Annotated in this window: 21 protein-coding genes; 10 read left to right on the forward strand and 11 right to left on the reverse strand. The window is 39.4% G+C overall.

Annotation, left to right across the window (positions count from 1 at the left end; translation table 11 throughout):
* The first annotated feature begins 34 nt into the window (after positions 1 to 34).
* Positions 35 to 478 (forward strand): Hsp20/alpha crystallin family protein, encoded by a 444-nt coding sequence (locus CLV96_RS01750; RefSeq protein WP_004789285.1) that lies wholly within the window; start codon positions 35 to 37, stop codon positions 476 to 478.
* Between the two features lie 11 nt (positions 479 to 489).
* Positions 490 to 888, forward strand: coding sequence for an Hsp20/alpha crystallin family protein (locus CLV96_RS01755; protein WP_004788479.1), 399 nt, complete (start codon positions 490 to 492; stop codon positions 886 to 888).
* A 77-nt stretch (positions 889 to 965) separates the two neighbouring features.
* Here CLV96_RS01755 and hisC read toward each other — a convergent pair whose 3' ends face one another.
* From hisC to CLV96_RS01770, 3 genes are read right to left on the reverse strand one after another with little or no spacing between them, the layout of a single operon-like run.
* Entirely contained in the window at positions 966 to 2,060 is a 1,095-nt protein-coding gene (gene hisC, locus CLV96_RS01760) for a histidinol-phosphate transaminase (RefSeq protein ID WP_004788391.1), read from the reverse strand.
* Between the two features lie 4 nt (positions 2,061 to 2,064).
* Positions 2,065 to 3,567: a 2-isopropylmalate synthase gene (locus tag CLV96_RS01765; protein ID WP_004788695.1), complete on the reverse strand. Its 1,503-nt coding sequence runs from the start codon at positions 3,565 to 3,567 to the stop codon at positions 2,065 to 2,067.
* Between the two features lie 24 nt (positions 3,568 to 3,591).
* On the reverse strand, positions 3,592 to 4,953 hold the full coding sequence (locus CLV96_RS01770; protein ID WP_004788904.1) for a hypothetical protein: 1,362 nt from the start codon (positions 4,951 to 4,953) through the stop codon (positions 3,592 to 3,594).
* A 45-nt stretch (positions 4,954 to 4,998) separates the two neighbouring features.
* Here CLV96_RS01770 and CLV96_RS01775 point away from each other — a divergent pair, with 45 nt between their 5' ends.
* Positions 4,999 to 5,367 carry a hypothetical protein gene (locus CLV96_RS01775; RefSeq protein ID WP_040917771.1) on the forward strand — a complete coding sequence of 123 codons (369 nt, stop codon included), beginning with the start codon at positions 4,999 to 5,001 and terminating at the stop codon, positions 5,365 to 5,367.
* On the opposite strand, the gene CLV96_RS01780 is transcribed toward CLV96_RS01775, so the two are convergent.
* Both CLV96_RS01780 and CLV96_RS01785 read right to left on the reverse strand, forming a co-directional pair.
* Positions 5,346 to 6,116 (reverse strand): glycerophosphodiester phosphodiesterase, encoded by a 771-nt coding sequence (locus CLV96_RS01780; protein ID WP_004788906.1) that lies wholly within the window; start codon positions 6,114 to 6,116, stop codon positions 5,346 to 5,348. The two genes, CLV96_RS01775 and CLV96_RS01780, sit on opposite strands and share 22 nt — an antisense overlap.
* A gap of 7 nt (positions 6,117 to 6,123) precedes the next feature.
* On the reverse strand, positions 6,124 to 6,834 hold the full coding sequence (locus tag CLV96_RS01785) for a queuosine precursor transporter (RefSeq protein ID WP_004789034.1): 711 nt from the start codon (positions 6,832 to 6,834) through the stop codon (positions 6,124 to 6,126).
* 143 nt (positions 6,835 to 6,977) lie between these two features.
* Between CLV96_RS01785 and CLV96_RS01790 the strand changes: the two genes are divergently transcribed.
* Entirely contained in the window at positions 6,978 to 8,552 is a 1,575-nt protein-coding gene (locus tag CLV96_RS01790; protein WP_004788413.1) for a glycosyl hydrolase family 18 protein, read from the forward strand.
* 1 nt (position 8,553) lies between these two features.
* Entirely contained in the window at positions 8,554 to 9,597 is a 1,044-nt protein-coding gene (locus CLV96_RS01795) for an L-threonylcarbamoyladenylate synthase (protein ID WP_004788666.1), read from the forward strand.
* Positions 9,598 to 9,606: 9 nt separating this feature from the next.
* Here the strand turns inward: CLV96_RS01795 and CLV96_RS01800 are convergent, their stop codons facing one another.
* Positions 9,607 to 11,241 (reverse strand): S49 family peptidase, encoded by a 1,635-nt coding sequence (locus CLV96_RS01800; RefSeq protein WP_004788612.1) that lies wholly within the window; start codon positions 11,239 to 11,241, stop codon positions 9,607 to 9,609.
* 40 nt (positions 11,242 to 11,281) lie between these two features.
* Here CLV96_RS01800 and uvrA point away from each other — a divergent pair, with 40 nt between their 5' ends.
* Positions 11,282 to 14,173 carry an excinuclease ABC subunit UvrA gene (gene uvrA / locus CLV96_RS01805; RefSeq protein WP_004788985.1) on the forward strand — a complete coding sequence of 964 codons (2,892 nt, stop codon included), beginning with the start codon at positions 11,282 to 11,284 and terminating at the stop codon, positions 14,171 to 14,173.
* 2 nt (positions 14,174 to 14,175) lie between these two features.
* Positions 14,176 to 15,240, forward strand: a complete 1,065-nt coding sequence (locus CLV96_RS01810) for an acyl-CoA dehydrogenase middle domain-containing protein (RefSeq protein WP_004788401.1) — start codon at positions 14,176 to 14,178, stop codon at positions 15,238 to 15,240.
* Between the two features lies 1 nt (position 15,241).
* Here CLV96_RS01810 and CLV96_RS01815 read toward each other — a convergent pair whose 3' ends face one another.
* From CLV96_RS01815 to CLV96_RS01825, 3 genes are read right to left on the reverse strand one after another with little or no spacing between them, the layout of a single operon-like run.
* Positions 15,242 to 16,195 (reverse strand): cation diffusion facilitator family transporter, encoded by a 954-nt coding sequence (locus CLV96_RS01815; RefSeq protein WP_004789145.1) that lies wholly within the window; start codon positions 16,193 to 16,195, stop codon positions 15,242 to 15,244.
* The gene (locus CLV96_RS01820) at positions 16,188 to 17,225 is read right to left on the reverse strand and encodes an OmpA family protein (RefSeq protein WP_420813691.1); all 1,038 of its coding nucleotides are present in this window, start codon (positions 17,223 to 17,225) and stop codon (positions 16,188 to 16,190) included. The genes CLV96_RS01815 and CLV96_RS01820 overlap by 8 nt, the downstream gene beginning before the upstream one ends.
* A 1-nt stretch (position 17,226) precedes the next feature.
* A complete protein-coding gene (locus tag CLV96_RS01825) occupies positions 17,227 to 17,919 on the reverse strand; it encodes a hypothetical protein (RefSeq protein ID WP_004788914.1) in 693 nt (230 codons plus the stop codon).
* Between the two features lie 65 nt (positions 17,920 to 17,984).
* Between CLV96_RS01825 and mgtE the strand changes: the two genes are divergently transcribed.
* The gene (mgtE, locus tag CLV96_RS01830) at positions 17,985 to 19,388 is read left to right on the forward strand and encodes a magnesium transporter (RefSeq protein WP_004788819.1); all 1,404 of its coding nucleotides are present in this window, start codon (positions 17,985 to 17,987) and stop codon (positions 19,386 to 19,388) included.
* 62 nt (positions 19,389 to 19,450) lie between these two features.
* Positions 19,451 to 20,086 carry an LA_2219 family laminin/E-cadherin/plasminogen-binding protein gene (locus CLV96_RS01835; RefSeq protein ID WP_004788412.1) on the forward strand — a complete coding sequence of 212 codons (636 nt, stop codon included), beginning with the start codon at positions 19,451 to 19,453 and terminating at the stop codon, positions 20,084 to 20,086.
* A gap of 38 nt (positions 20,087 to 20,124) precedes the next feature.
* On the opposite strand, the gene CLV96_RS01840 is transcribed toward CLV96_RS01835, so the two are convergent.
* Positions 20,125 to 21,096: an LEA/WHy family protein gene (locus CLV96_RS01840; protein ID WP_004788307.1), complete on the reverse strand. Its 972-nt coding sequence runs from the start codon at positions 21,094 to 21,096 to the stop codon at positions 20,125 to 20,127.
* A 30-nt stretch (positions 21,097 to 21,126) separates the two neighbouring features.
* Entirely contained in the window at positions 21,127 to 21,897 is a 771-nt protein-coding gene (locus CLV96_RS01845; protein ID WP_040917668.1) for an exodeoxyribonuclease III, read from the reverse strand.
* A 50-nt stretch (positions 21,898 to 21,947) separates the two neighbouring features.
* Between CLV96_RS01845 and CLV96_RS01850 the strand changes: the two genes are divergently transcribed.
* Positions 21,948 to 24,707 (forward strand): adenylate/guanylate cyclase domain-containing protein, encoded by a 2,760-nt coding sequence (locus CLV96_RS01850; RefSeq protein ID WP_004788362.1) that lies wholly within the window; start codon positions 21,948 to 21,950, stop codon positions 24,705 to 24,707.
* The last annotated feature ends 1 nt before the right edge of the window (position 24,708 follow it).

Genomic DNA, 24,708 nt, shown 5'->3' on the forward strand with positions numbered 1-24,708 from the left:
TCGTACCATTTGAGTGCTAAAGAGGAGAATGAGCATGTTGTTCCGAATTCTAGACCCACAAACCAAAGCAAATCAATTCTGGAGAGATTTTGACAGGCTGAACGATGAGTTGACTCGTTCCATTTTGGACAGCCAATTTGGATCCTCATCCAATTTCCCTCCAGTGAATGTTTACACAAAGGAAGACGAGGCCCTTGTAACCTGTTTACTTCCTGGACTCGAACCAGACCAAATCGAAATCAATGTAAAGGACAATCTTCTTTCGATCCATGGAAAGAAAAAGACCGAAGAACTAGCAGAAGGAACCGAAGTTCTTCGTCGTGAGATCTTTAATGGGGAATTCCATCGAACTTTGGAATTACCGTTTCGAGTCGATTCGGAACATGTCCTAGCAAAATTTACCAATGGAATTTTAAACATCCATCTTCCTCGTAGAGAAGAAGATAAACCTAAAAAAGTATCCATCACACTAGGGTAAGGAGATAAGTTATGAATACACTGACAAAAGAAAATCACGGAAACGTTTCAGAAACCGTAGAGGGAAAAGATCAAAAGTTAACCACTCGAGTTTATTCCCCTAATGTAGATGTGTTGGAAACAGAAGAGACCATTCAGTTCTTTGTAGAGATGCCTGGAGTGGATCAAACTTCAGTAGACATATCCATCGAAAAAGACCAATTGATTTTGGAAGGTAAATTTGTTTCTTCTGAAGAATCTCGTGGTCAGGTAAGACTTGCGGAATATAGAGAAGGAAACTATTACCGTAAGTTTACAATTGGCAAGGCAATTCATTCAGATAAGGCCACTGCAAAAATGAAAAATGGAATTTTGGAATTAACCATTCCAAAAATGGAACCTAAAAAAACAAAAATCGAAATTCAGAAATAAGTCTCTTTTGTGTTTGGTAAATCTAAAGTGAACTTAATTTCGAACCCGGGTACCTTAAAAAGGTGCGCCGGGTTTTTTTATAGAAGTTCGCGAATGGTTGCGAGTAGTTTTTTATTTTCTTCTGGGGTTCCAATTGTGATACGCACATAATCTTTGGAAATTCCGTTTGAAAAATAACGAATTAAAATGTTTTTATCTTTCAATTGCAAATACAAACTTTCTGGTGAAACACCTAACTTTGGTTTGCAAAATAAAAAATTGGTAGAGGAGTCTGGAATGGTAAAACCAAGAGATTCCAATTCTTTTTTGAGTTTTGTTCTTTCCGCAATGACAAGGGAACGTTTTTCCAAAAAGTATTCTTTGTCTGCATAAGAAGCTTCTGCCACCACTTGTTCCAAAATACCTACGTTATAAGAATCCTTTAGTTTGCGAATCCAAGAGATCACTTCAAGAGATCCTACAAGATAACCCACTCGGAGTCCTGCCAACGCATAGGATTTAGAAAAAGTGCGAGAGACCACTAGGTTTGGATGGTTTTTGATTTCGGACATCAGACTAGAGTTATGTTCTGTGAAATCAATATAGGCTTCGTCAGATAAAACAATTCCTTCAAAATTATGAACCAAGTGAATCAGTTTTTCCTTTGGTTCTTCCACACCTGTCGGAGCATTGGGATGAGCAAAACAAAGTAACTTCCCTTGTTCTTTTTCTAAAGACTCAAAATCAAAATGTAAGTCGGACAAAAGTGGAACTGCTTTGTATGTAGCACCTACCATCATTTGTTCTGTTAAAACTGGATAGAAGGAGTATGTCGGGTCAGGAGCGACCACCACATCGTTTGGACCAACAAGAGCTTGGAATAACAAACGTAAGGCTTCATCAGACCCGTTTGTCACCAAAATTTGGTCTGGATCTAAATTGTAATCCTTTGCAATGAGTTCTTGTAATTTCCTTCCGTGGTAGTTGGGATACTTTCGCAAAACACCTGTTTCTAAAACTTTCTCTACGGCTTCTTTAATTTTAGGGGAAGGTGGGTAGGGGTTTTCGTTGGTATTGAGTTTGATGGTGGAGGTAGAAAGCCCGGGTTGTTCTCCCGGGGTATATGGTTTGTAAGTGAGTAGTTCCTTACGTACCAGTGCTTCCATCGAAAATTGTTTGGTTTGATAGCTCATAATGTTACAACCGGTTCAAAGCATTGATGTAGGCTTTGGCACAGGCTTCAATGATATCTGTGGAATCACCTTTCCCAACCACTCGGCGTTCTCCCTCTTCTAAGGTAACAGAAGCTTCTGCCATTGCATCCGTTCCTTCGGTTACCGGTGAAATCACAAGCCTAGAGAGAAGTGGGGAAAGACCTGTGACTTGGCCTATGGCTTTAAAAATACTGTCCACTGGGCCATCACCATGCGCTTCTCCTTGTTTCACTTCTCCCTTGATTTGGAGAGAGATTTTGGAACTCGGAGTTTGGTTGGATCCTGTATTTTGTTCAAAAGAAAGGAGACGGTATTTTTCATCCACTTGGGATCTACTGATTTCTGCTTGGAAAAGGGCTGCGATGTCCTCATCAAAAACTTCCTTTTTTTTATCAGCAATCTCAAGGAACCTGTTGTATGCATTATCGATCTCTTCTGGTTTGGGATCAAAACCCATACGAATGACTCGGTCTTTAAAACCCGCACGACCGGAGTGGCGCCCAAGAACCATACGATTGGATTTAAGACCCACAGATTCGGGAGTCATAATTTCATAGGTTTGCCTGTTTTTGATCACACCATCTTGGTGGATTCCTGATTCATGAGCAAAGGCATTGGCACCCACAATGGCTTTGTTAGGTTGGACAACCATTCCTGTGATGGTTTTTACCAAATGAGAACCACGAGTGATGAGAGTGGAATCAATTTTTGTTTCCACACAGAAAGCATCCTTTCTTGTTTTGAGAGCCATGACCACTTCTTCCATGGCAGTGTTTCCAGCTCGTTCCCCGATGCCGTTGATTGTACATTCAATCTGACGACCGCCCGCAAGGACAGTGGCAAGTGAATTCGCAACTGCAAGCCCTAGATCGTTATGGCAGTGTGCAGAAAAAATGACTTTGTCGGCCCCTTTTACTTCCTTTTTTAAGAAACGAAATAGATCCATATATTCTTGTGGAGTGGTATATCCTACTGTATCTGGAATGTTGATGGTGGTAGCACCTTCTTCGATCACAGCTTCGACTAACTCTCGTAAGAATTCCCATTCAGAGCGAGTGGCATCTTCCGGTGAAAATTCTACATCAGTCACAAAGTCCCTTGCCATTTTGACTGCAAGTCTTGCCATCTCTAACACTTCTGATGGGGACTTACCTAACTTGTGTTTCATGTGGATGGGAGAGGAAGCAATAAAGGTATGAATTCGTTTTTGTTTGGCTGGTTTTAGTGCATCACGTGCTGCTTCCAAATCAGGGCGAAGGGCACGGGCCAGTCCGCAAATGACGGGACCTTCAATTTCACGAGAAATCCGTTCTACAGCTTTGAATTGTACTGGGGAAGAAACTGGGAATCCAGCTTCGATGATATCCACTTTCATACGGGCTAGGTGTTGGGCAATTTCCACCTTTTCATCTTCGCTCATAGCAGCCCCGGGGCATTGTTCCCCATCCCTTAGTGTGGTATCAAATATGCGTACGTAATCTTCCATCTACTTCCAGATCATACGTTCGCTTCACTCTGTCAAGTGCGTATGGAATGCACCTGTGATCCAGTGGTAGGGTTTCCCTTCCTTGTCGACAGGAATGGGGGTTTTTCTTCCTTCACTCCAAAATCGGATGGGTTTTTCTAAATCGTAAGGGACTTGTGTTTCGGTGATTTCGGAAAACTTGGACTTGGTCTTTTCTCTGGGAAAGGGAAAAAGGAAAAGGATCCCAGAAAGACTCAAAAGAGCCAAAAGGGAGATCTTGGGATTCATCTTTTGCAAGAAGGGAAACAAAACCCAAGTGAGCCCCAGAAGAGCGAAGAAGAGGAGAGGGAATAAATACCGAATGGGATAAGGGTGGAGATACGTAAACCTTCCCACAAGAAGTAGGAGCAGAAGTAGTACCGGAAAAAAAACAATGAGTAGGTGTTGGTTGAGTTTGGGAAACCTGGTAAAACTAATGGATACAAGTCCGAACAAAATGAGAATCGACCTTCCTTGGTAAAATATATGTTTCGAAAAATCAAATAGATAGGCTCCCGAAAGTGCTAAAACTTCTGTTAGATTCTGTTTTGCAAGGTAAGTAAATAAAGTTTGGAAACTGCTGGGAATGGAAAGAGTCGTTTTTAGTGCTAAGAAAAGGAGTTCATTCAAGAAAAGGAAAAGAATTGCCAAAATCCAAAATCGTTTTTCTTTAAAATAAGAAATTCTCTCACCAAGGGGAATTTCCAAATTCCAAATCCGAACGACAAAAAAGCTAATCGCTCCTACTGCAAAGGAAAACCGATCAGAGAGATAAAGAAGTGAAAAACCAATAAAAAAAAAGAAAACTAAGGAGATAGGCAAAAGTTGAGAGGATTTAGATTTCTTTTTTTCTTTATCATTTAACAGAGAGTATAGATAGATTGTTAGAAATAGAGAGAAAAAAAATCCCGTACTGTGATGAGCCCCAGAAAAAAAATAACTGAATGGTAGTGGTTTATCTTCTAATCCATATCCGATCAGAGAAAATAGGAGTAAAAGAAATTCAAAGCAGTATAAAAAATCTAATGATTTTGACTTTGTTGAATATTGAGATATAAAAATGGAAATTCCAAGGAGAACAAAAAACATTTGGACTGTTCCATAAAGACTAGGAAGGTATAAAAGAGGTATAAAGGGCGAAAGAACTAAATCAATCAAAAGGTCAGGAAAAAAATAAGGAGAGGGTGGGAAATACCAATGCCCAATACCTTTCCCTGAAACTATGTCCTTTAACAATAAAGGAAGGTATAAATGGTCGGCAGAATGAATGGATTCAAAATAGATAGTTTCGCATAACAAAAAATTAATGATAGATGAAATAAAAAAAAATACAAAAAAGGAAAACGAAGATGGGGAATGGATCGACATAGGATTCTTAAATAAAATTCTCAAACTTAAGGGAGTGTTCCTTTGATTGTGAAAGATAATAAAAACATGGATTTAGTCCTCCCTCAGTTTTTCTCTGTGAATTTATTCGGTGGAGAAAATACTTCGATTCCCGCACGGTTTTACCAATCGTTTTTAGGTGGGACTCTTCTAAAAGAAAGTTTTGGCCATTCGGAATTACAGCTGAAGTCTGGCGAAATCATCGTTTTTTCTAAAAACACGGAACATTGTCCGGTGCGCCCTGGAACCATCACCATCAGCTGTGATCAATCTATAACTAACCATCCTAAAGTTTCCACTTTGAAACTCGTCAAATCAATCCCTCTGAAAAATTATTCCTTATATGAAGACCCTTGGGGAAATTGGGTTTGGATTTATGTTTTGGATTCTAAATAAATTGCCAACTGGTCTGGAAAGTCAGTGATGAGTCCAGCTACGCCTGCAGCAAGTAACTGGTTCCATTCTTCTTCTGTATTGGTTGTATAAGGAATTACTAGAAGAGATTTTTCTTTTAAGCCTTCTACAAATTCTTTGGAACAAGCAGACAAGTGTGGGAGGATGAGATCCGGCTCATAGTCCAAATAATTCTTGTTTAGCGAATTTCCTTTTTCGACAAGAAGCCCTCGTAACACTTCCGGTTCCTCCTTACGAATGAGATCCACAAGATCCCAGTCAAAGCTACTCACCCAAATTCGATTGGTTAGTTTCCATTTTCGAATCAGTTTTACAAGGGCTAAGGCAAGAGCCTTCCTTTCTTCAGGATTTCCTTCGCTTTTCATTTCAATATCAAAGACAGTGGTTTCGGGAAGGGTTTGGATGATTTGGGAGAGTGTGGGGATTTGTTCGCCTTCAAAAGCTTCGTCAAAAAAACTTCCCGCATCGAGTTCTGCCAAATCGCGGTATTTATATTCTGAGACTTTTCCCTCACCGTCCGTCGTACGATCCACTGTAAAATCATGGATGACAACAAGTTCACCCGAAGCACAAAGCATGGTATCCAATTCAAAAAAACTTGTAGATTCTGCTCCCACTAGAAAGGAAACAAGTGTGTTTTCCGGAGCAAGGCCACGAGCACCCCTATGTCCAATATTGGCTGGCCCATTCCCTAAAATGGATTTTAGTCTTTCGATTCTTGGTTGGAACATTTTTTCCTTACCCTGGTTGGATGGTCGATTCCAACCCTTCTTCTTCCATAGCTGAACGGAACATTTGGCTTTTCAATGTTTCTCCTAAGTAACGATCAATGTAGATATGGATGGCATAGAGAAGTGGTGTGATGGCGATGGCCACTCCCAATTTATAAAGAAAGTTGGTATTGGCAATGGCGATGAGTTTGGAAACAGGATGGTATTTCCCGAGAGCAATGAAGATGACCACGTAGGAGTCGATGAGTTGGGAGATCACGGTGGAACCTGTGGCCCTTAGCCAAATATGTTTTCCACCTGTTTTTTTACGAAGGAAATGAAAAGTATGGAGGTCAATCATCTGACCAATCACATAAGCAATGATGGAACCAAGGATCACAAGACCCGAATTGGCAAACACGCGTTCGAAGGATGCATCATCAATCGGTGACTCGGGGCTTGCTGGTATTTGGATATCGATCACAATGAGGAGGTAAGCAAAACCAATCATCACCATCCCAAGAAAGGTTGTGGCCCGTACGACTTTGCGACCATAATATTCATTGAGTAAATCTGTGATGATAAAGGTGACAGGAAAAGGGATTACCCCCATTGTCATCGTAAATCCGAAGGCAAAAAATAATTTACTACCAGTCAGTTCGGCAAGAAGGAGAAAGGTGAGAAAAAAACTGAGAAGTACCGTATAAAGAATCACCGGTTTTTGTTTGAGAAGATGCATCGTATCTTTTTCCTTTCTTTTTAATTTCGACTAGGAGAGATTCCTGCCTAAAAAATTATGGGATGAGAAATAGGTAGTGAATGATCCCAATATTCTCTACTCTTTTTTTATCATACGATCGATAATCATACTAGAAGTAATTTATGTCCGAAAAAGAAAACCCATCCACACAGAAACATCCGCTGTCCAATGCAGCTAAATATACGCTCTTATTTGCCTCTTGGGTATTTCTTTCTGCAATCTCCTTTTATTTAGGAATGAATTTGATCCAAAATGATGGATCAGCTCTGGTCTTAAAAGACACTGCGAAAGTGGGAAATGCCAATCCCAGTGTTGTGGAAGCATCCACCCCTTCTCTCGGAACCCCCTCTGAGATGGAAACCAAAGAAACTGGAGAAAACCAAATGGCTCCTAAGGACTCAAGTGAGTCAGTGGAACTTCCGGGGTTTGTTCCAGATGAGAATGTAAGTTTCCGATCCTCTGCTTGGTCAACAGATTGGACCGCCATGAAAAAAACGGTCCATCTTTACAATGAAATCCATCCGTTTATTTATACCATGAAAGGTGGGCTTTCCAATAATGGGGAACTGATTTCTAGTTGGTCGAGTTCTTCCAGGAAAGAGAGAGTGGCAGAACTTCGTGCACTCAATCCTAAAGTGAAAATCATTCCCACCATCTTTCGTTGGGAAAATCCAAAAGAAAAAATCCAAGAAAACATTGGAATGGGCGGAAGAAACGATATTCGTGACCACCACATCCAGGTCATCGTCAACGAGATTATGACTTATGGTTATGATGGGATTGATATCGATTACGAAGGAATGTCTTGTGATAAAAAAGAAAAGTTCGAAGAGTTCTTTGTTCTTTTGGCTCGTGAAGTTCATAAAAAAGGAAAACTCATTTCAGTAGCCGTTCATCCTAAAACTCCCGCCGAAAAGAGCAAAAAGAAAGAACTGAATTGCCGTGGTCTTTCCAAACCAATCGCTCTTGATTTCCGAGAAAATTGGAGAGGACCAACCACTCATGACTATGCTTTTCTTGCCAAACATGCAGACCGCGTCAAAATTATGGCTTATGAACTGCATCCAAGAAAATACCACAACCCAGGGCCTGGTCCCCAAGCTCCCAATGTATGGTTAAAAGACATCATTACTTATGCCAAAAAAAGAGTGCCAACCCATAAACTTTATATGGCGATTCCAACATACGGATATGACTGGGCTCTCAATTGTAAGGCCTCTGCCAAAGCTATCTATCATTCCGATGCACAAAGAATCAAAGCGGGAACTCATAAGAATCGTCAACCGACAGATATCAATCGTATCTTAAACGAAGAGAACAAAGTGGCAAATTGGAAAAACTTATCAAAGTTTTCTGACATCCATAAAAACCGTGCGTATGAAGATCCTTCTCTTTGGTATACCAGTGGTGGATGTGATCGTGTTGCGTTTTATATGAACCGTAGGGCTTTTGAAGAGAAAATGACTCTCCTTCGTAAATACGATTTAGGTGGTTTTTCTTTTTGGCAACTTGTGACAGACAATGATCCAGAAATCAATGTGTATTTAAGTAAACTGGTCCAAGGCCAACTTCCTCCTGTTGAAAAAGCAAAAGAGGAAGAAGAACCTAAAGAAGAAACCACACTTCCTGATAATGATTCCAAAGAAACTTTAAAGATTTCTGATTCCAAATCCAAAACCAAAACAAAAAAGTTTTAAAATGAAAACCTTAATCTCTTCGGATGTTCGTTTGCTTGCGAACCTCATCCAGGAGGGAAAGGTTGTGATCTTTCCAACAGAAACGGTTTATGGGATTGGGGCCTCAACCAGATCGGAAGAGGCCTGTCTCCGAGTTTATGAGATCAAAGGTAGACCCAAAGACAATCCCCTTATTGCCCATTTCCCATCGATCGAAGAAATCGAAAAAGTATGTGTGTTAGGTGATTTGGGGCGAAAGTTATTAGAAAAGTTTTCACCGGGTCCTCTCACTCTTATCCTTAAAAAAAAAGATAAATCCTTATTTCCCAAAGAACTAGATACGCTTGCTGTTCGAATTCCTAAAAACCCTTTGGTCCGGGAATGGATTCGGCTGACAGGTGGACCCGTTTCTGCACCTTCGGCCAATTTATCCGGTAGACCCTCGCTAACAAAACTAACTGATGTTGTGCGATACTTTGAGGGAAAGGTGGATGGGATTCTCATAGCAGAAGAACCAAGTTATGGAATTGAGTCCACAGTGGTAAGCCTTGTGGGGGAGCATCCGGCTTTACTTCGGCCAGGTTCCATTGAATCAGAAGAGTTAAAAATTTTTCTTCCTGACCTTGTTTTTCCGAATCCTTTCGAAACTTCCCCCGTCCTCTCTTTGGCCAATGTCCCACTCAGTCCAGGAACCAAATACAAACACTATGCACCAACAGCTCAAGTGATCCTCGCTTCTACGGAAGAATTCATTCATTCATTAGAAAAAGGGTTTGATCCTAAGGAGACTGCTTGGATTGGTTTTTCCTTACCGAAAAAAGTCAGTACAGGAAATGTTTTGCCAGAGACAAACGAAGCCGTCACTAAAGAAGGAGAAGGCAGGTTCAAAGAATTTGACAATTTCTCTCTTGTGTCGACAAACGAAGAATATGCGTCCAAACTTTATGCTTTTTTTGAAGTTTGTGATCTTAAAAAAATTCAAACCATTATCTGCGAAGCTCCCAAACCAGGTCATGGTTCGGAGGGCATAAGGAACCGGCTCGAAAAAGCCTCCCGTAGAAAATAAGATTCTAGTTTATTTTCTGTTTTTCCATCCAAGACGAACAGGGCTGAGGAGAGAAACTTCGTTTATAGATTCCAAAAATTTTAGTTCCGCCATAAGCCCACCAAGAAGAGGAATTTTATTTTTTAAATTATAAGCAGGGAGTTCCTCGGTCACGATGATGGGTTTTCCACCTAACCGTTCTTTTACTTCGTGAACAGCATCCAAAAGTCCCCCAAGGGAATCTACAATTTTGTTTTCTATCGTAGGTAAATACACCCGGCCCATTCCAATCTTTGGCATATCTTCCAAAGGAATCTTTCGGCCTTCAGATACTCGCCTGTAAAACAAACCTTCAGTCTTTTTGATTTGGGATTCCAAATACTGAATACTTTGCTTGGAGAGAGGTTGGAATTCGGAATGGATGTCTCGAAATGGATAAAATCCTACTGCTTCTTTATTTAATTGGAATTTTTTGTATAACTTTTGTAAGTTGGCACGAATACTAACCGCTCCAATGGAACCTGTAATACAAACGGGGGAAGCTGTGATATGATCCACCGCCGAACCAATGTAATACCCACCACTTGCGACAGTATCTTTAAAGTATGCAGTAACAATTTTTGTTTTTTTAAGCTCCATAATCTCTTGGTGGATTTGTTCGGAGTAAAATGCGGACCCACCTGGAGAGGAAATTTCTAAAATGACAGCTTTTATTTTTTTATCATCTGCGAGTGCCTGCAAATTCGGGATGAGAGAGAAGGCTTCGATTTTTCCGTTTTCTCTATTTTTATGTAGGTAATCTCCACCGGTAATTCCCCCGTCTAAAGGAAGAACGACCACTTCAGCCTTTCTTTTGGGAAAAAAACGGAATTCTTTGATCGCATGATGGAGAGAAGGATAGTTTCCGGAAAACACCTTTCTGTCTTCAGAGAAAAATTCATTTTCTGTTTTAATTCCCGTTATGACTCCAGCTGACATAAGTTTATCGGCAGAAAGCATGGGTTTGTAAAACAAAGATTCTAAAGACTTTTGTCCATTGGTAAGAGCTGTAAGTAGAACTTTCCTTAAATCTAAAATCAAAGTTTCTAAATTCTTTTTAGCTTCTTTGGAAAATTCCCCTCTTGTGAAACTTTCGGCAAAGGATTTATATGGGCCAGAGGCAAACGCTTGTACTTCAATGCCCCAAGTTTTTAGAAATTTGCCAAAAAACATAGGTTCGGCGCTTGGAAGTAAAACCATAAATTCGGATTCAGGGGCCAAAAATATTTCTGTTGCGGCAGTGAGTAGAAGTAAGGTTCCCACTCCACCTTCCTTTGCGAAGATTCTAACGTTTTTCCCTGATTCTTTTATTGCTAAAATTTGGTCTCTGATTTCATAAAATTCAGAGAGTGTCCATTCGAGTGGCGGTAAGGAAATATCGAGGGTTTTGATTTTGTCATTTTTTTGGATGAGTTTTAAGAGGATGAGGAGTTCTAGTCTTGTTACGGTTTCTTCCTTCCCTTGCAATTTTTTGACAAAATACGATTTGTAAGAATCTTCAAATATAGCAGGGAATTCTAGTTCAAAAACTTCGCGACCCCGTTGAAAAATAAGGCTTAGACGTAGGTAAATCAGGTACAGAAGCCGGAAGGGAAGGAAAATAGCTAAAAAAAGAATTCGAAACACGTAAGATCCTCTTCCGTCATTTCTTAAAATTCTTTCCAGAATGAAAGAGGAAAACAAGCTATCCGATGTGGATTCCTTTATTCGTATTCGTGGCGCTCGTGAACATAACCTAAAAAACGTAAATCTTGATATCCCAAGGGATAAACTTGTGGTCATTACTGGACTTTCTGGATCAGGCAAGTCCTCTTTGGCCTTTGATACCATCTATGCTGAGGGGCAAAGAAGGTATGTGGAATCCCTTTCCAGTTACGCCCGTCAATTCCTTGGGCAAATGGAAAAACCAGAGGTGGACCAAATTGAGGGCCTAAGCCCCGCCATCTCCATCGAACAGAAAACTACACATAGAAACCCGCGCTCTACGGTGGGTACAGTTACTGAAATTTATGATTATTTACGGCTGTTATATGCGAGGGTAGGAAAACCACATTGTCCAAAATGTGGGACACCCATTTCTAGCCTTTCTGTGGACCAAATCACCGACCGAATCAATTTATTTCCAGAAGGAACCAAATTACAAATTATGGCTCCGGTCATTCAGGGAAAAAAAGGCGAACACAAAGAGGTTCTTGAACGTTATAAAAAAGAAGGATTCAATCGGGTACGAGTGAATGGGGAAGTATATTCTCTAGAAGATGAGATTCCATTAAAGAAAAACTTCAAAGCTGATATCGATATCGTCGTGGATAGGATTGTCATGAAACCAGGAATCCAATCTAGACTCTCTGATTCTGTGGAAACTGCCTTAAAAACAGCAGAAGGGATTGTGGTTGTAGAAGATGGAGAAAAGGACCATCTCTTTTCCCAAAAATTATCCTGTCCGAAATGTGATGATGTCAGCATTCCTGAACTCACTCCAAGATTATTTTCTTTTAACTCTCCCTTTGGGGCTTGTTCTAATTGTGATGGCCTTGGAGCACTCCTGGAATTTGATGAATCTCTTCTCGTGACCGATCGCGAAGCTTCTCTTGCAGAAGGTTGTATTGAAGCTTGGGGTGGATCCAAATCCAATTCCTATTGGTATATGGCCACCATACAAGCATTATCCAAGAAGTTGAAATTCAATTTAAATACCGCTTGGAAAGATTTACCTGAGAAAGTGCGGAATACCATTTTACATGGAGATTCATCCATTCATATTGATTATGATTTCCGTGGGGCCAATTCTCATTATGAATTTTCCAAAAACTATGAAGGTGTGATCCCCAATCTCAAACGGAGATACAAAGAAACCAAATCAGATTCTATGCGTCAGTGGTTTGAATCCTTTATGACCAATCATGATTGCGATGTGTGTAATGGAAAGCGCCTTCGTCCGGAAGCACTTGCGGTCAAAGTGCAAGGGATTGGAATTGATGCTTATACTGGATTTTCCATAGAAAAGGCCTTAGACTTTACTAAGTCCTCTGATTACAAAGGTGCAGAAGATACTATCTCAAAACCCATCTTAAAGGAAATTTTACAACGACTTCATTTTCTAAATGATGTGGGAGTTGGATACCTGAATTTAAGTCGTGCTGCCGGAACTCTTTCTGGAGGTGAAATGCAAAGGATTCGCCTTGCGACCCAAATTGGCTCTCGCCTAATGGGTGTTTTATATATTTTAGATGAACCATCCATTGGACTCCACCAAAGAGACAATACCAAACTCGTCCAAACCTTAAAAGGCCTTCGTAACTTAGGAAATACCGTTCTTGTCGTGGAACATGACAAGGAAACTATGGAAGAGGCTGATTTTATTGTGGATATGGGCCCTGGGGCTGGAGTCCACGGTGGAGAAATTGTTTCCTTTGGAACTCCAGAACAAATCAAAAAGGACAAACATTCTGTCACGGGGAAGTTTTTATCCGGTGAAAAAAGAATCTCCATGCCAGAGACCCGCCGTGTCGGAAACGGAAAGTTTTTAAAGATCACGGGAGCCACACATAACAACCTAAAGAATGTGGATGTCTCTATTCCTCTTGGTACTTTAACCGTGGTTACTGGGGTATCCGGTTCTGGAAAATCTACTCTCATCAATGAGATTCTATATAAGGAACTCGCAAGTTCTGTTATGGGAATGAAACTAGTTCCAGGAAAACATAAAAAAATTCTGGGTAAAGACCAAATAGATAAGGTCATCAATATTGACCAATCGGCGATAGGAAGAACTCCTCGTTCCAACCCGGCAACTTACACAGGTTTGTTTACCTTTGTAAGAGATTTATTCAGCGGATTAGAGGAGGCAAAAGTTAGAGGTTATGGCCCTGGACGATTTAGTTTTAACGTAGCTGGCGGACGCTGTGAAAAATGTGAAGGGGACGGAATCTTAAAAATTGAAATGCATTTCCTTCCTGATATTTATGTGGAATGTGAAGTTTGTAAAGGGAAAAGATACAACAGAGAAACCTTGGAAGTGAAATACAAGGGAAAACATATTTCTGATATTTTGGATATGACAGTAGAAGAAGCCGTTGTCTTTTTCGAGAATATCCCGAACCTCAAACGAAAATTAGACACTCTGATGGATGTGGGTCTTGGGTATATCAAACTCGGACAAGCAGCCACTACTTTTTCGGGTGGAGAAGCACAAAGGATCAAACTTTCTACAGAACTTTCCAAAAGACCGACAGGCAAAACCCTTTATATTTTAGATGAACCGACAACGGGCCTACATTTTGAAGACATCGAAAAACTTCTTTCTGTTTTGCAGGTGCTCGTGGATAAAGGAAACTCGATGGTCATCATCGAACACAACTTAGATGTGATCAAAGCTGCTGATTATATCATTGATATTGGTCCAGAGGGCGGTGACGGAGGTGGTGAAGTGATCGCAACTGGTACACCTGAAGAAATTGTGACCGTAAAACGTTCGTTTACTGGTCAGTATTTGAAAAAAGTTTTGGACGAAGAAAAGGCACTTGATGCCAAATTTTCTAAAAAGAAATCAAAGTAATTTTGTTAAGTTTGTTTCCTGAAAATCTGATTTTAAAATATGGAAATCCCGGTTCACCATATCCTAAGGACATCGATAGTCCGAAGATTGGATTCTACCGAAGTTGGAAACCAATCTTAATTAAGGAAGGTTTTTACAATTTTCTTCTTGGTCTCAAGTCTTATTTAGAATTCCAAAGGAAACTTTCACTTTTGGCAGAAGAACCAGTGGGAGTTTCTTTGGCTCTTTCTTGTATGGTGGAAGTAAATGTGGCTGGAGGGATTCTCTACCATGCAAAACAAAATCATTGGGAGAACCATACCCCAATGCAAGATGAATCTACTGTAAAGATGTTAGATTCTCTTTGGGACGGATTTCGGGAAGGCGGACCTACAAAAATTTATGCTGTGGGTGTGAGTGAACCGGGCTGGGAAACAAAACTTCGTAAGTTAAGTTCCAAGGTTGAAAATGGAAAATTATCCGGAACTAAATCCTTTATCACCAATGGAGCGGAAGCAGATACCATTTTTTGGGTAACCAAAAATGAAGATATAAATCCCGTGTATTTAGTGCACCGATTCAAAAATAACAAAAAGTCAGGTGGTAACGAAACGGGTCTCGAAAACCCGATTTCAGAAGAATTGTTTCATACCGACTTCACACCATTTGTCACTCACCTTAAACTAACGTTATGCGAATATCCAATTTCAATGGAAGATTTACTTTTAGATAACTATGGAAAATTAGGAATAGAACTTCGACTCAAAGAACTCCTTTCTCTTGTGTCTTTACTAATCGGAAAATCAAAAAAGGTTTCTTTGGAAAATGAACGAGTTGCTGAGGAACGAGAAAAATTGGTTTTGTGGAGAGAATACTTTCTTATCTCGTGCGATGGAAATCCAAATTCAGAGTTTTTACTTTCTGGATTTCCTTATCCGACAGAAGGGCTTCTCCAAGCACTTAGTTCTCACTGGAATTTATCTTCCCCAAAAGATCTAAAGAATGTAGATCCTGATTATCAACTTTTTGTTTGGGAAGATCAGTTTACTAAAGTTTTAATCCAAAAGAAAAACAGAAAACAATTGTAGTTTAGTGATGGTCATGCGCATGTCCATGGCTATGCCCATGGTGGCCAAACTCACGTTCCGTTTCTCTAACAGAAATTTCTTCCAGTTTTTCTTTGAATGATGAGGAAAGAATTTCTACAGATACAAAAGGTACTCCAAATTCACCTTTGAGAACTTTATGAATTTCTAATACAATTTTATCTCTATCTGTTCCTTGGTTTACTAAAATTTGGATCTCGACAGAAAAAACTCCTGATGTGAGTTTTCGAACCGTAATTTGAGGAACTGCCTCAATCCCTTTTAAAACTTTGATATGCTCTAATAAATGTTCTTTGTCAAAATCGCTTGTGTCTGCTTCAATTAAAATTTCGACAGACTCTTTCACAATTCCGTAGGAAGTTTTTAGGATGAAAATTCCGAGAATGACACTTAAAAAATGATCCACTTCTTTAAATCCAGTAAAACGAATGATAAGAGCTCCTAGAACTACGGCTAAAGTTCCTAATAGATCGCTGAGAACATGTAAATAGGCTGACTTTAAGTTGAGACTGGTTTTACTCACCCCAACAAGGAGGCCTGCTGATACTAAGTTGATTCCAAAGCCAATGACAGCATATGCCAACATTGAGTCGGGTTCTACTTGTGCTGTCCCTGAAAAACGTAAGTAACTTTCATACAAAATGAAAATAGCAATACCAATAAGGAGAAAGCCATTGAGTAAAGCAGCTAGTACCTCAAAACGATGAAATCCAAAGGGATATCTTGTTGTGGGTTTTTTAGAAGCAATGAGTAAAGCAAATAGAGAGATGAGGTGGGCAAAAACATCTGTGAAGATATGGCCTGCATCGGCAAAAAGTGCAAGGCTTCCGCTCTCTCTAGAACCAATCCATTCAATAAAAAATATGACTATGGATAAAATACCTGAAAGACTTAAAAAAAATACCAATCGGGAACGTTTGGGTCTTGGTTTAGTCATTGTTTGTGTTTAGTGACCCAGTGGCTCTAGGTACCACAACAATGTCCACGCGACGATTTAGCGCCTTGTTTTCCTTGGAAGTATTGGGAACAATCGGTTGGAACTCACCATAACCGGCACTAGAAAAGTTTTTTGGGTTTAGGTTTTTATTTTGTAACATATATTCCAATACAGATAATGCTCGTTCGCTGGAAAGATGCCAATTGTTTCGAAATTTAGTTTTGATAGGAACATTGTCAGTATGCCCTTCGACAACAATATAGTTCTCTGGATAAGAGGCGAGGATTTCTCTGATTTTATCAATAGCAGGAAGGATAGCCGGTTTCAATTCTGAGGAACCACTATCAAAGGAAATTTTATCATCAATATTGATAATGAGTTTGTTGTGAAATCGTTTGAGTCGAATTTGGCCAGAGGTAATTTCTTTTGCTAATTTTTCTTCAAATTCTTTTGTTTGTTCGGCAAGGCGTTCCAATTCTCTTTTTTGTTCTTTTGTGAGTTTGCGAAGGTTTGCCAGCTCTTCTTCTAAATTCCGAATCCTTTCTTTGAGTTCATCAATTTTTGATTCATAAGTATCTCGAAGTTTTTGTTCTTTTTGGAGGCATTCTCTCTCCTTGTCTTCGAGTTTTTTCTTATACGCATCTAAATCAGCACGGTCCTTTTCTTCTCGTTTTCGATTCTCTTCCGCAAGGAGGCGTTCTTTATCTGTTCCTTTTTTTTCCAGACTGCGAAGGCGCATGTCATAATCACGCATTTTGTCGGAATACTCGTCTTGTTCTTTTGCACGATTGCGTTTTTCTAATTCCAAATCTTCTAGAAGATTTCTATTTTGAGTTTGGAGTTCTTTTTTTTCTTCTTCCAGACGGTTCAGTTCGTTTTGGTGTTGTTTGCGTATATCCGTTAATTCCAACTCCAAAGCATATTTTTCTTTATAGATTTGGTTGTATTCATAGGGGAAATATACCCAATCAGCAGAGAGGTTTGATACGGAGACAAATCCGAATAGGATGAGGATACGAAAGGTTTGGATTTTATTTCGCATCATCAAAACTATCCTCTAAATTGACTTTTGGCAAACTCGGTGCTTCCGCCTTTACTCGCTCCCAATCGGACACACGACGGCGAGCGTCTGATTTTTTCTCCGCATATTGGGTTTCATAAATTTCTTTTTTGATGTATTCTGGATCCGCAGGAGTTTTCCCTTGGGATTCTTGGAACTTAACGGCAATTTCAGAACGAACTAATTCCAGTTCTGCGATCAGTTCGCCGAGAGCCGCTTCTTTCATTTCCAAATATGCCTTGTCTTCTTTTTCCTTTTGTACCCAGGTTTTGTATCTTGTTTCTTCTTTGGCACGCTCCAATTCATGTCCTTGGCTTTCTTCTAGATACCTTTTGGAAGTGGCAGAATCTTCCTTCAAAACAAAATAAGTTTCTTTACTTCTGGCCAAATCACGTTGGGCACTGTGTTTTGCGACTTTTGTTTGCGAAATTTTGATGGCTTGGGCTGTGAGCGTATTGGCCTTTCTCTGGGCTGATACTTCGTTATTTAATTTGATGATCCTGTCCGTCAGAACTCTTGTTGCGTTCTTTTGTTCGGCGTTCATCACTTCATCCCGAACATAGGCATCGGGAACCTTATTAATTTTGGGTTCGAAAAGAACACATTGGGAAAAAACTAGGATAAGAAAAAGATTCGTTTTCAAAATTCGAACTCGTGCCGACATAGGATATAGCCTATGCTCCACGTGACATAACCGTCAATTGTAAATTTCAGGAAATCCGCTGATTTATGGAAGAAGAAAGAAAGAAAGAGTCCGAATTCCGTATCAAAATCGACAGAGACAGCGATTCCTATGATGGATTTGTCGAGCAGATCAAAACTCTTGTATCCGAAGAGAATTCAAAACAATTAAAAGAGATGATAGATGGGGCTCACCCTGCTGACATCGTTACTTTATTTCGTGATTTAGAAAGAGAAGAGGAATTATATCTTTTCAGAATCCTGCCTAAAGAAGACCAAGCCTACGCCTTGGTTAAAATGGAAGAAGAGACTTTAGAGTCTTTTTTAGAAGAACTTTCTGTCGATGAAATTTCCAATACACTGAATCATATTGAAACGGATGAAACAACATATCTTCTTTCTTATCTACCTAGCGGCAAACGAGAATTAGTTTTAGCAAATTTAAGTAAAGCCGATAGTTTTGAAATTCGCTCCCAACTTGGATTTCGTGAATCTTCTGCGGGACGACTTATGTCCAAAGACTTTGCCACTGTTTCCATCACTGACAATGTGCGTAAAGGGATCATTAATGTTCGAAAAAAAGCCAAAGAAATTGAAGATATCTACCAAGTATATGTGACAGATGAAGATGGTGTATTAGAAGGATTCATTCCTTTAAAAGATCTATTTCTTACCCCAATCAATACCAAAGTTGCAAAGATCACCAATTTTTCTGTGTTTGCATTTCATTATGATGTGGATCAGGAAGAGGTTGCCAATACATTTAAAAAATACGATTTATTCAGCGCTGCTGTAACAGATGACTTGGGAAGAATCATTGGTCGGATCACCGTTGACGATGTCTTAGAAATTGTGGAAGAAGAAGCTTCGGAAGATATCCTCCTCATGGCTGGGGTTTCTGAAGACGAAAGGTTATCCACACCCATTTTGCAATCTGTAAAACGTAGGATTGTTTGGCTCAATGTAAACTTGCTCACTGCCTTTGTGAGTTCTACTGTTGTTGCTTTTTTTGAAGATACCATTTCACAGATTGTAGTACTTGCGACACTAATGCCAATTGTGGCAGGACTTGGGGGTAATGCTGGAACACAATCCGTAACTGTTGTTATTCGTAATATTGCTACAGGAGACCTTTCTTTTTCCAATTGGTGGGAAGCGGTAAGAAAAGAATTTACCATTGGTGTTTTGAATGGACTTGTACTTGGAACAGTTACGGGTCTTATGATTTTTTTTGTGAAAGGAAACCTTGTACTTGGACTTGTGGTAGGAACTGCTATGCTTGTGAATATGATTGTAGCGTCTCTCACTGGGTCCCTAGTTCCCATTGTTTTAAAAGCCATGAGAGTGGATCCGGCAATTGCTTCATCGATCTTTGTCACAGCAACGACAGATGTTTGCGGATTTTTCTTTTTCCTCGGACTTGCCACAGTGTTTGCAAAATATTTAATTTAGGAATTGTCCTTTGGATTTTAAATTCTTGCCAGTGAAAGAAAGGGCCAAATACTGATGACAAAATGAAATTTTTGCCTTTGTTTTTACCGGTTGTTTCACTTTCTTTGATCCTTGGTTGCCAATCCTCTCCCCCAACCAATACAAACGCCAACTCTGAAACCAATCAGGAAGTGCACCAAACAAAGGATGTACTCCCACCTCCGGGCGGTGAAGGTGAAATCATTCTAAACGAAAAAGGCGAAGAGGTTCAAAACCATTCCGGCGAAATTCCTTTTTTCCAAAAAAAGAGCGACCTTCCCACAGAACTTTTTCGAGTCTACATTGCTTCTGATTCTTACATGGTCCGTCAAATCCGTCATACTGATAAAATTCGCAGAAAACCGGATGCAGGTGGGGATGAACTTTCCAAAGAAGAAATGAAGAAGTTTGACTTACTTAGTTTTGTCGATGATGGGATGATTGTGATTGGTCTCAATACGGTGACTGGTAAATTGGAATCTATTGCTTTTGATCGCCGAGTTCCAAGGATCAATGACGTAGCAAAGATCATCCAAAACGATGCTTCCCGTTTTAACTATGAACATGCCTCTAAAGATGGAACTCCCATCATCACTAAGTTTTTAATTAGTTATCAGATTCGTTTGTATCCTGGAAAAACCAGAGACGAAATCAAACAGATGTTACAAAAGAAAAAGTAAACCGTTTCGGCTTACTTTTTCTGCAAACCTTTATAAGTTTACCATTTAAAATTCCCTTGTTTTTCATATTGGAAGGGAATGGGTTCGGATACAGAAGGAACCTTTAGTCCAGATTCCCCTTTTAAATTAAATAGAGCCGATCTACTTTGGATGGTTTTATATAAAGAGGAACTAATTGAAGTTATGGGAAACTTTGTGGCAATCTTAACAGTAGAAGTTTTTCCCGAGTTGATGATTTCTTTTGGCGTTCCGTTTAAAAAAGTTTCACCAGCAAGATTTAAGTCATAGTTAAGTCCTGTTAGATTTAAATTGGAAGCTGCCTCGTTAGAAAATATAAAATCAAATTCTGTATTTAGGTCTAATTTTAAATTCGACAACCCAGCTTTTGCGGCTGAAGATGCTGGTTGTTTCGATCCTCCCAGTAACCCTTTCAAAAACCCTGTGGCAGTGTTTGCCAAAGTATCCGTATTCGAGGCACTAAGAATCTCTGCTTCTGAAGGCATTAGGATTTTAAAGTTTTTAATTTCAACATTGGGGAGGATGGCAGGGATTTCTCGTTTTTTGACAAACGGAAAACTAAGGGAATCTTTTCCTAGAAGTTGCCATTGTTTTGGGATAGGAACTTTCATATTTCCCTCTGCACTCACTTCTAACATTGGTTTGGTTGGGAATTTTTTGTATAAATTCAGTAAATCAGTATATTTTAGTTTTACTTCTAAGGGAAGTTGTTTGGTTTTTTTTCCTTCGATGGCACCTAAATCTGTTTTAATTTGAGAAAGTTTTAATCCTTCGATTTTGATATCCATATCCAGTAAGGAACTGGGAAGGGAAACCGGATAGGGATTTTTTACCGATGTCAAAACAGAAAGTGTGATATCTGTTAAAGTTATATTTTTAATGGATAAGGAATCGAACTCAAATTCGGGCAAAGGAATTTTATCCTGAATGACACCGAGAACAGAACATTGGAGAGTGAAGATAGAGAAAAGAATAGGGATGGCCAATTTCATCCCAGAACTATCTCCTAAAAAACCACTTTGTCAAGTGAATTGGATTTTCATAACGACAGGAGCATGGTCGGAGAGAATCGGTTCTTTGGCTATGGATACAGATTCCAGTTTGTATAAAGATGATTTTGTAATAAAAAAGTAATCAATCCTCCAACCCTTATTATTCTTCCGAGCTTGGAAGCGGTAGGTCCACCAGGAATAGTCATCTCTGGTTTCCGGTTGTAAGACCCGATAACAATCTAAAAATCCAGAATCTAAAAACTTGGAAACCCATGCTCTTTCTTCTGGAAGAAATCCTGAACTCTTTTGGTTTCCTTTTGCATTGTGGATATCCATCTCTGTATGAGCGATATTGACATCGCCACAAACAATCAGTGGTTTTTTCTTTTTTGTATAGGGTTTTGCTAGGTCAAAAAAGGAATCTAAAAATGTATATTTTACTTTTTGCCTTTCTTCTCCGCTTGTACCGGAGGGAAAATACAGATTCCAGAGAAAAAAATCTGGGTATTCTAAAAAGAGGGACCTGCCTTCACTTCGATAGATTCCTTCACCAAATCCTACTACTACTGATTTTGGTTTGAGTTTGGTAAGAACAGCAGTGCCACTGTATCCAGGTTTCTCTGCAATGCATGTGTGGACATCATAGCCCAAACTTCGAAATTCCGATCGGTCTATCTCTGAGACAGGGGCCTTTGTTTCTTGGAAACAAATAATGTCAGGATTTTCCTGACGTATAAAATCTAGTAAACCTTTGCTCAAACTGGAGCGAATTCCGTTGCAATTTAACGTGATGATTTTCATCTAGAATTGAGATCGATTGTATAGCCAAATCAGTCGATACTAAAATTGGCATGATAGAAATTTCCGCAGAAATTCCGTTCCTCCGAACGTCCAAACTAACGTTTCTCTTCTGGGACGAATCCCCAGGAAGTCTAGAAACCTGGGATTGGAGTGAGGGGCTTACTATATTCTTTCAAACTCGGCGTGCCGGGGAATTGGAATTTCGATTTGGACCCCCACTTTGGGGCATTCCAGCAGAAACCAATCGTATTGAGTTTCCTTTTGTATCCATTCATAACATTCCAACGAATAAATACCTAGCAACCGAATTGTCAAGGTTAGGTGAGGGAAAGACTTTTTTTGTTCTGATCCCAAAACGAATGGAATTGGAGGCTCGATCTGTTTTTGCAAGATTAGAATACCTTTGGGATGACAAAATTTCTCCTGATCGAATCTCTCATAAATTTGGCCTTACGGGAAAAACAAGTTCTGTTTCAGAATCCCAAGTTTCGAAAGAAACAAATGCAAAAAAAAATCAGTTCACTTATCCTCCTTTAGAATTTATCGGGAAGTCAGGAAGAAAAAAAATTAGAGAAGAGGAATTGGTTGCTGCAGGAGGAAACCTAAATGGTTCTTATGTAGAAACAAATTCTGAACTAATTTCTGAAAATCCAACTGTGGTTTCTACTTTTGAAGATGAATCCCCCAATCATCCTTACGATTTAATTGAATCTTCTTTTGCGGAAGAAGTTGTGACGAAAGAACCTGAATCAGTGGAAACCGCTTCGAAGCCGGAATCTACGGAACCTGAAATAAGTGAATCTCCCGATTTACATACATTAGATGGATCCTCAAATACAAAGTTTTCCCTTCAGTTAAAAATGATGGGTGTTATAAGTTTTCTTTTTGCATTGTCCGTAGGAGTTATCATCTTTTTTGCTTCTTTTTATTTTAAAAGATCCATTGAACTTCAGTTAAGGGACAACAACATTCGTATCGCAGAAATTATAGGTTCAAAAGTTAAATCTGATATTTTGGGAGTTGTAGAAAAAGGTCGCCAAATTGCCATTACCCTTACGACCCAAGGCCTTCCTGAGGCAGAACGAAGACTTTTGATCAAAACCTTTTTTCAAAATGATAAAGAATTTATATACCTAGGGATTTTCGAAAAAAAAGAAAATACTCTCATTATGAAACGAGAGGTATTTAATGAAGAAGAACTGAAAAAAAGTTCTGTTACAGAAGAAGATTTTCATAATGTAGTAAATCGAAATCGAGATGCGTTGGCGGAAGCCTTCAATGGACAAGCTGTGTTATTAAACTCAAGTCCTGGGTTTCAAGAACCATCGTTTGCCATTGCCATTCCCACTTCTGAAAATGGTGAATTAGACAATGCTCTTGTGATGATTGTTAAATTAAACAAAATCATCGGAGCATTTTCCAAAAAAGGAATCGAAACCACTTTTATGGTTAATGGGAATGGGACTGCCCTTGCTCATCCTAAAGAAGACTTAATTCTTGCGGCCACTGATCTTGCTTCTATGCCAATCGTAAAATCGATGTTAACAAGTGCGCCTAATACAGGGCAAATGAGTTATATAGATGAAGAATTGGGTGGTTCTTATTTAGGATCCTTCCAAAAGATTGGATTTGCTGATGCTGGTGTGATCACTATTGTTTCGGAAGAAAAAGCATTTGCTGATGTTTATAAAAGCCAAAAAACAAATCTTTACATTGCAGGAATTGGTCTTTGTGCGGCATTGATCTTTGTATTTTTCTTTTCTAAGACAATTACAAGACCTGTATTACAACTTCTTTCAGCCACTTTAGAAATTGCGAAAGGTAATTTTAAAATAGGAATCAAACCAACCACTCAAGATGAGGTTGGACTTCTTACGAAATACTTTATTGATATGGGACAAGGTTTAGAAGAAAGGGAGAAGGTAAAAAACATTCTGGGAAGTATGATCGATCCAGTTGTGGTTCAAGAAGCCATGGTGGATCTTGCTGCTTTGAAACGCGGATCAGAAACCCACATCACTGCATTTTTTTCTGATGTTGCAAGTTTTTCAACGATCTCAGAACAGTTGAAGTCAGCAGACCTTGCCGCTTTATTAAATGAATATTTATCTGCAATGACCCTTCTTCTGAAAAAACACGAAGGTGTTTTGGACAAATACATTGGGGATGCCATTGTAGGAATTTTTAATGCTCCTGTTCCTGTGATCGACCATGAACTAAAAGCGGCTCGTGCGAGTGTCGATATGGTGATGAAACTTGCTGAACTTAGGGAATATTGGACAAAAAACAATCTTTATTCCAAAGAAGCTCAAGTGATGGATGCTCGAATTGGGCTAAATTCTGGACCAGCTAAGGTTGGTTTTATGGGAACAGATGCCCTGGCTTCTTACACGATGATGGGTGATACTGTCAACCTTGCAGCCAGGTTAGAAGCTGCAGGCAAGGATTATGGGGTGAACATTCTAATTACGGATCCGATTCAAGTGGCCATACAGGAAGAAATGGTAACTCGTTATATGGATTTGGTTCGTGTGAAAGGTAAAAATGAGCCTGTCAGAATCCACGAGCTAATTGGTTATCGATCCTTGGTTTTACCGAATCAAATCGAAGCAGCGGAGATTTATGAAGCGGGATTTAAAGCTTATTTAGAAAAAAACTGGGTTTCTGCGATTCAATATTTTAAAGAATCTGAAAAGGCAAAAGGAAAAAAAGATAAATCCTGCCATATGATCATCGAACGTTGTGAAGAATATAAAATTAACCCACCTGATCCTGATTGGGATGGTGTATTTACCAGGACACATAAATAAG

The sequence above is a fragment of the Leptospira meyeri genome, assembly GCF_004368965.1.
GTDB classification, from domain to species: Bacteria; Spirochaetota; Leptospiria; order Leptospirales; family Leptospiraceae; genus Leptospira_A; species Leptospira_A meyeri.

Bases quoted from the DNA above. Each gene is read 5' to 3' on its own strand.
- CLV96_RS01750 (WP_004789285.1), top strand. From the start codon at position 35: ATGTTGTTCCGAATTCTAGACCCACAAACCAAAGCAAATCAATTCTGG.
- CLV96_RS01755 (WP_004788479.1), top strand. From the start codon at position 490: ATGAATACACTGACAAAAGAAAATCACGGAAACGTTTCAGAAACCGTA.
- hisC (WP_004788391.1), bottom strand. From the start codon at position 2,060: ATGAGCTATCAAACCAAACAATTTTCGATGGAAGCACTGGTACGTAAG.
- CLV96_RS01765 (WP_004788695.1), bottom strand. From the start codon at position 3,567: ATGGAAGATTACGTACGCATATTTGATACCACACTAAGGGATGGGGAA.
- CLV96_RS01770 (WP_004788904.1), bottom strand. From the start codon at position 4,953: ATGTCGATCCATTCCCCATCTTCGTTTTCCTTTTTTGTATTTTTTTTT.
- CLV96_RS01780 (WP_004788906.1), bottom strand. From the start codon at position 6,116: ATGTTCCAACCAAGAATCGAAAGACTAAAATCCATTTTAGGGAATGGG.
- CLV96_RS01785 (WP_004789034.1), bottom strand. From the start codon at position 6,834: ATGCATCTTCTCAAACAAAAACCGGTGATTCTTTATACGGTACTTCTC.
- CLV96_RS01790 (WP_004788413.1), top strand. From the start codon at position 6,978: ATGTCCGAAAAAGAAAACCCATCCACACAGAAACATCCGCTGTCCAAT.
- CLV96_RS01795 (WP_004788666.1), top strand. From the start codon at position 8,554: ATGAAAACCTTAATCTCTTCGGATGTTCGTTTGCTTGCGAACCTCATC.
- uvrA (WP_004788985.1), top strand. From the start codon at position 11,282: ATGAAAGAGGAAAACAAGCTATCCGATGTGGATTCCTTTATTCGTATT.
- CLV96_RS01815 (WP_004789145.1), bottom strand. From the start codon at position 16,195: ATGACTAAACCAAGACCCAAACGTTCCCGATTGGTATTTTTTTTAAGT.
- CLV96_RS01825 (WP_004788914.1), bottom strand. From the start codon at position 17,919: ATGTCGGCACGAGTTCGAATTTTGAAAACGAATCTTTTTCTTATCCTA.
- mgtE (WP_004788819.1), top strand. From the start codon at position 17,985: ATGGAAGAAGAAAGAAAGAAAGAGTCCGAATTCCGTATCAAAATCGAC.
- CLV96_RS01835 (WP_004788412.1), top strand. From the start codon at position 19,451: ATGAAATTTTTGCCTTTGTTTTTACCGGTTGTTTCACTTTCTTTGATC.
- CLV96_RS01840 (WP_004788307.1), bottom strand. From the start codon at position 21,096: ATGAAATTGGCCATCCCTATTCTTTTCTCTATCTTCACTCTCCAATGT.
- CLV96_RS01845 (WP_040917668.1), bottom strand. From the start codon at position 21,897: ATGAAAATCATCACGTTAAATTGCAACGGAATTCGCTCCAGTTTGAGC.
- CLV96_RS01850 (WP_004788362.1), top strand. From the start codon at position 21,948: ATGATAGAAATTTCCGCAGAAATTCCGTTCCTCCGAACGTCCAAACTA.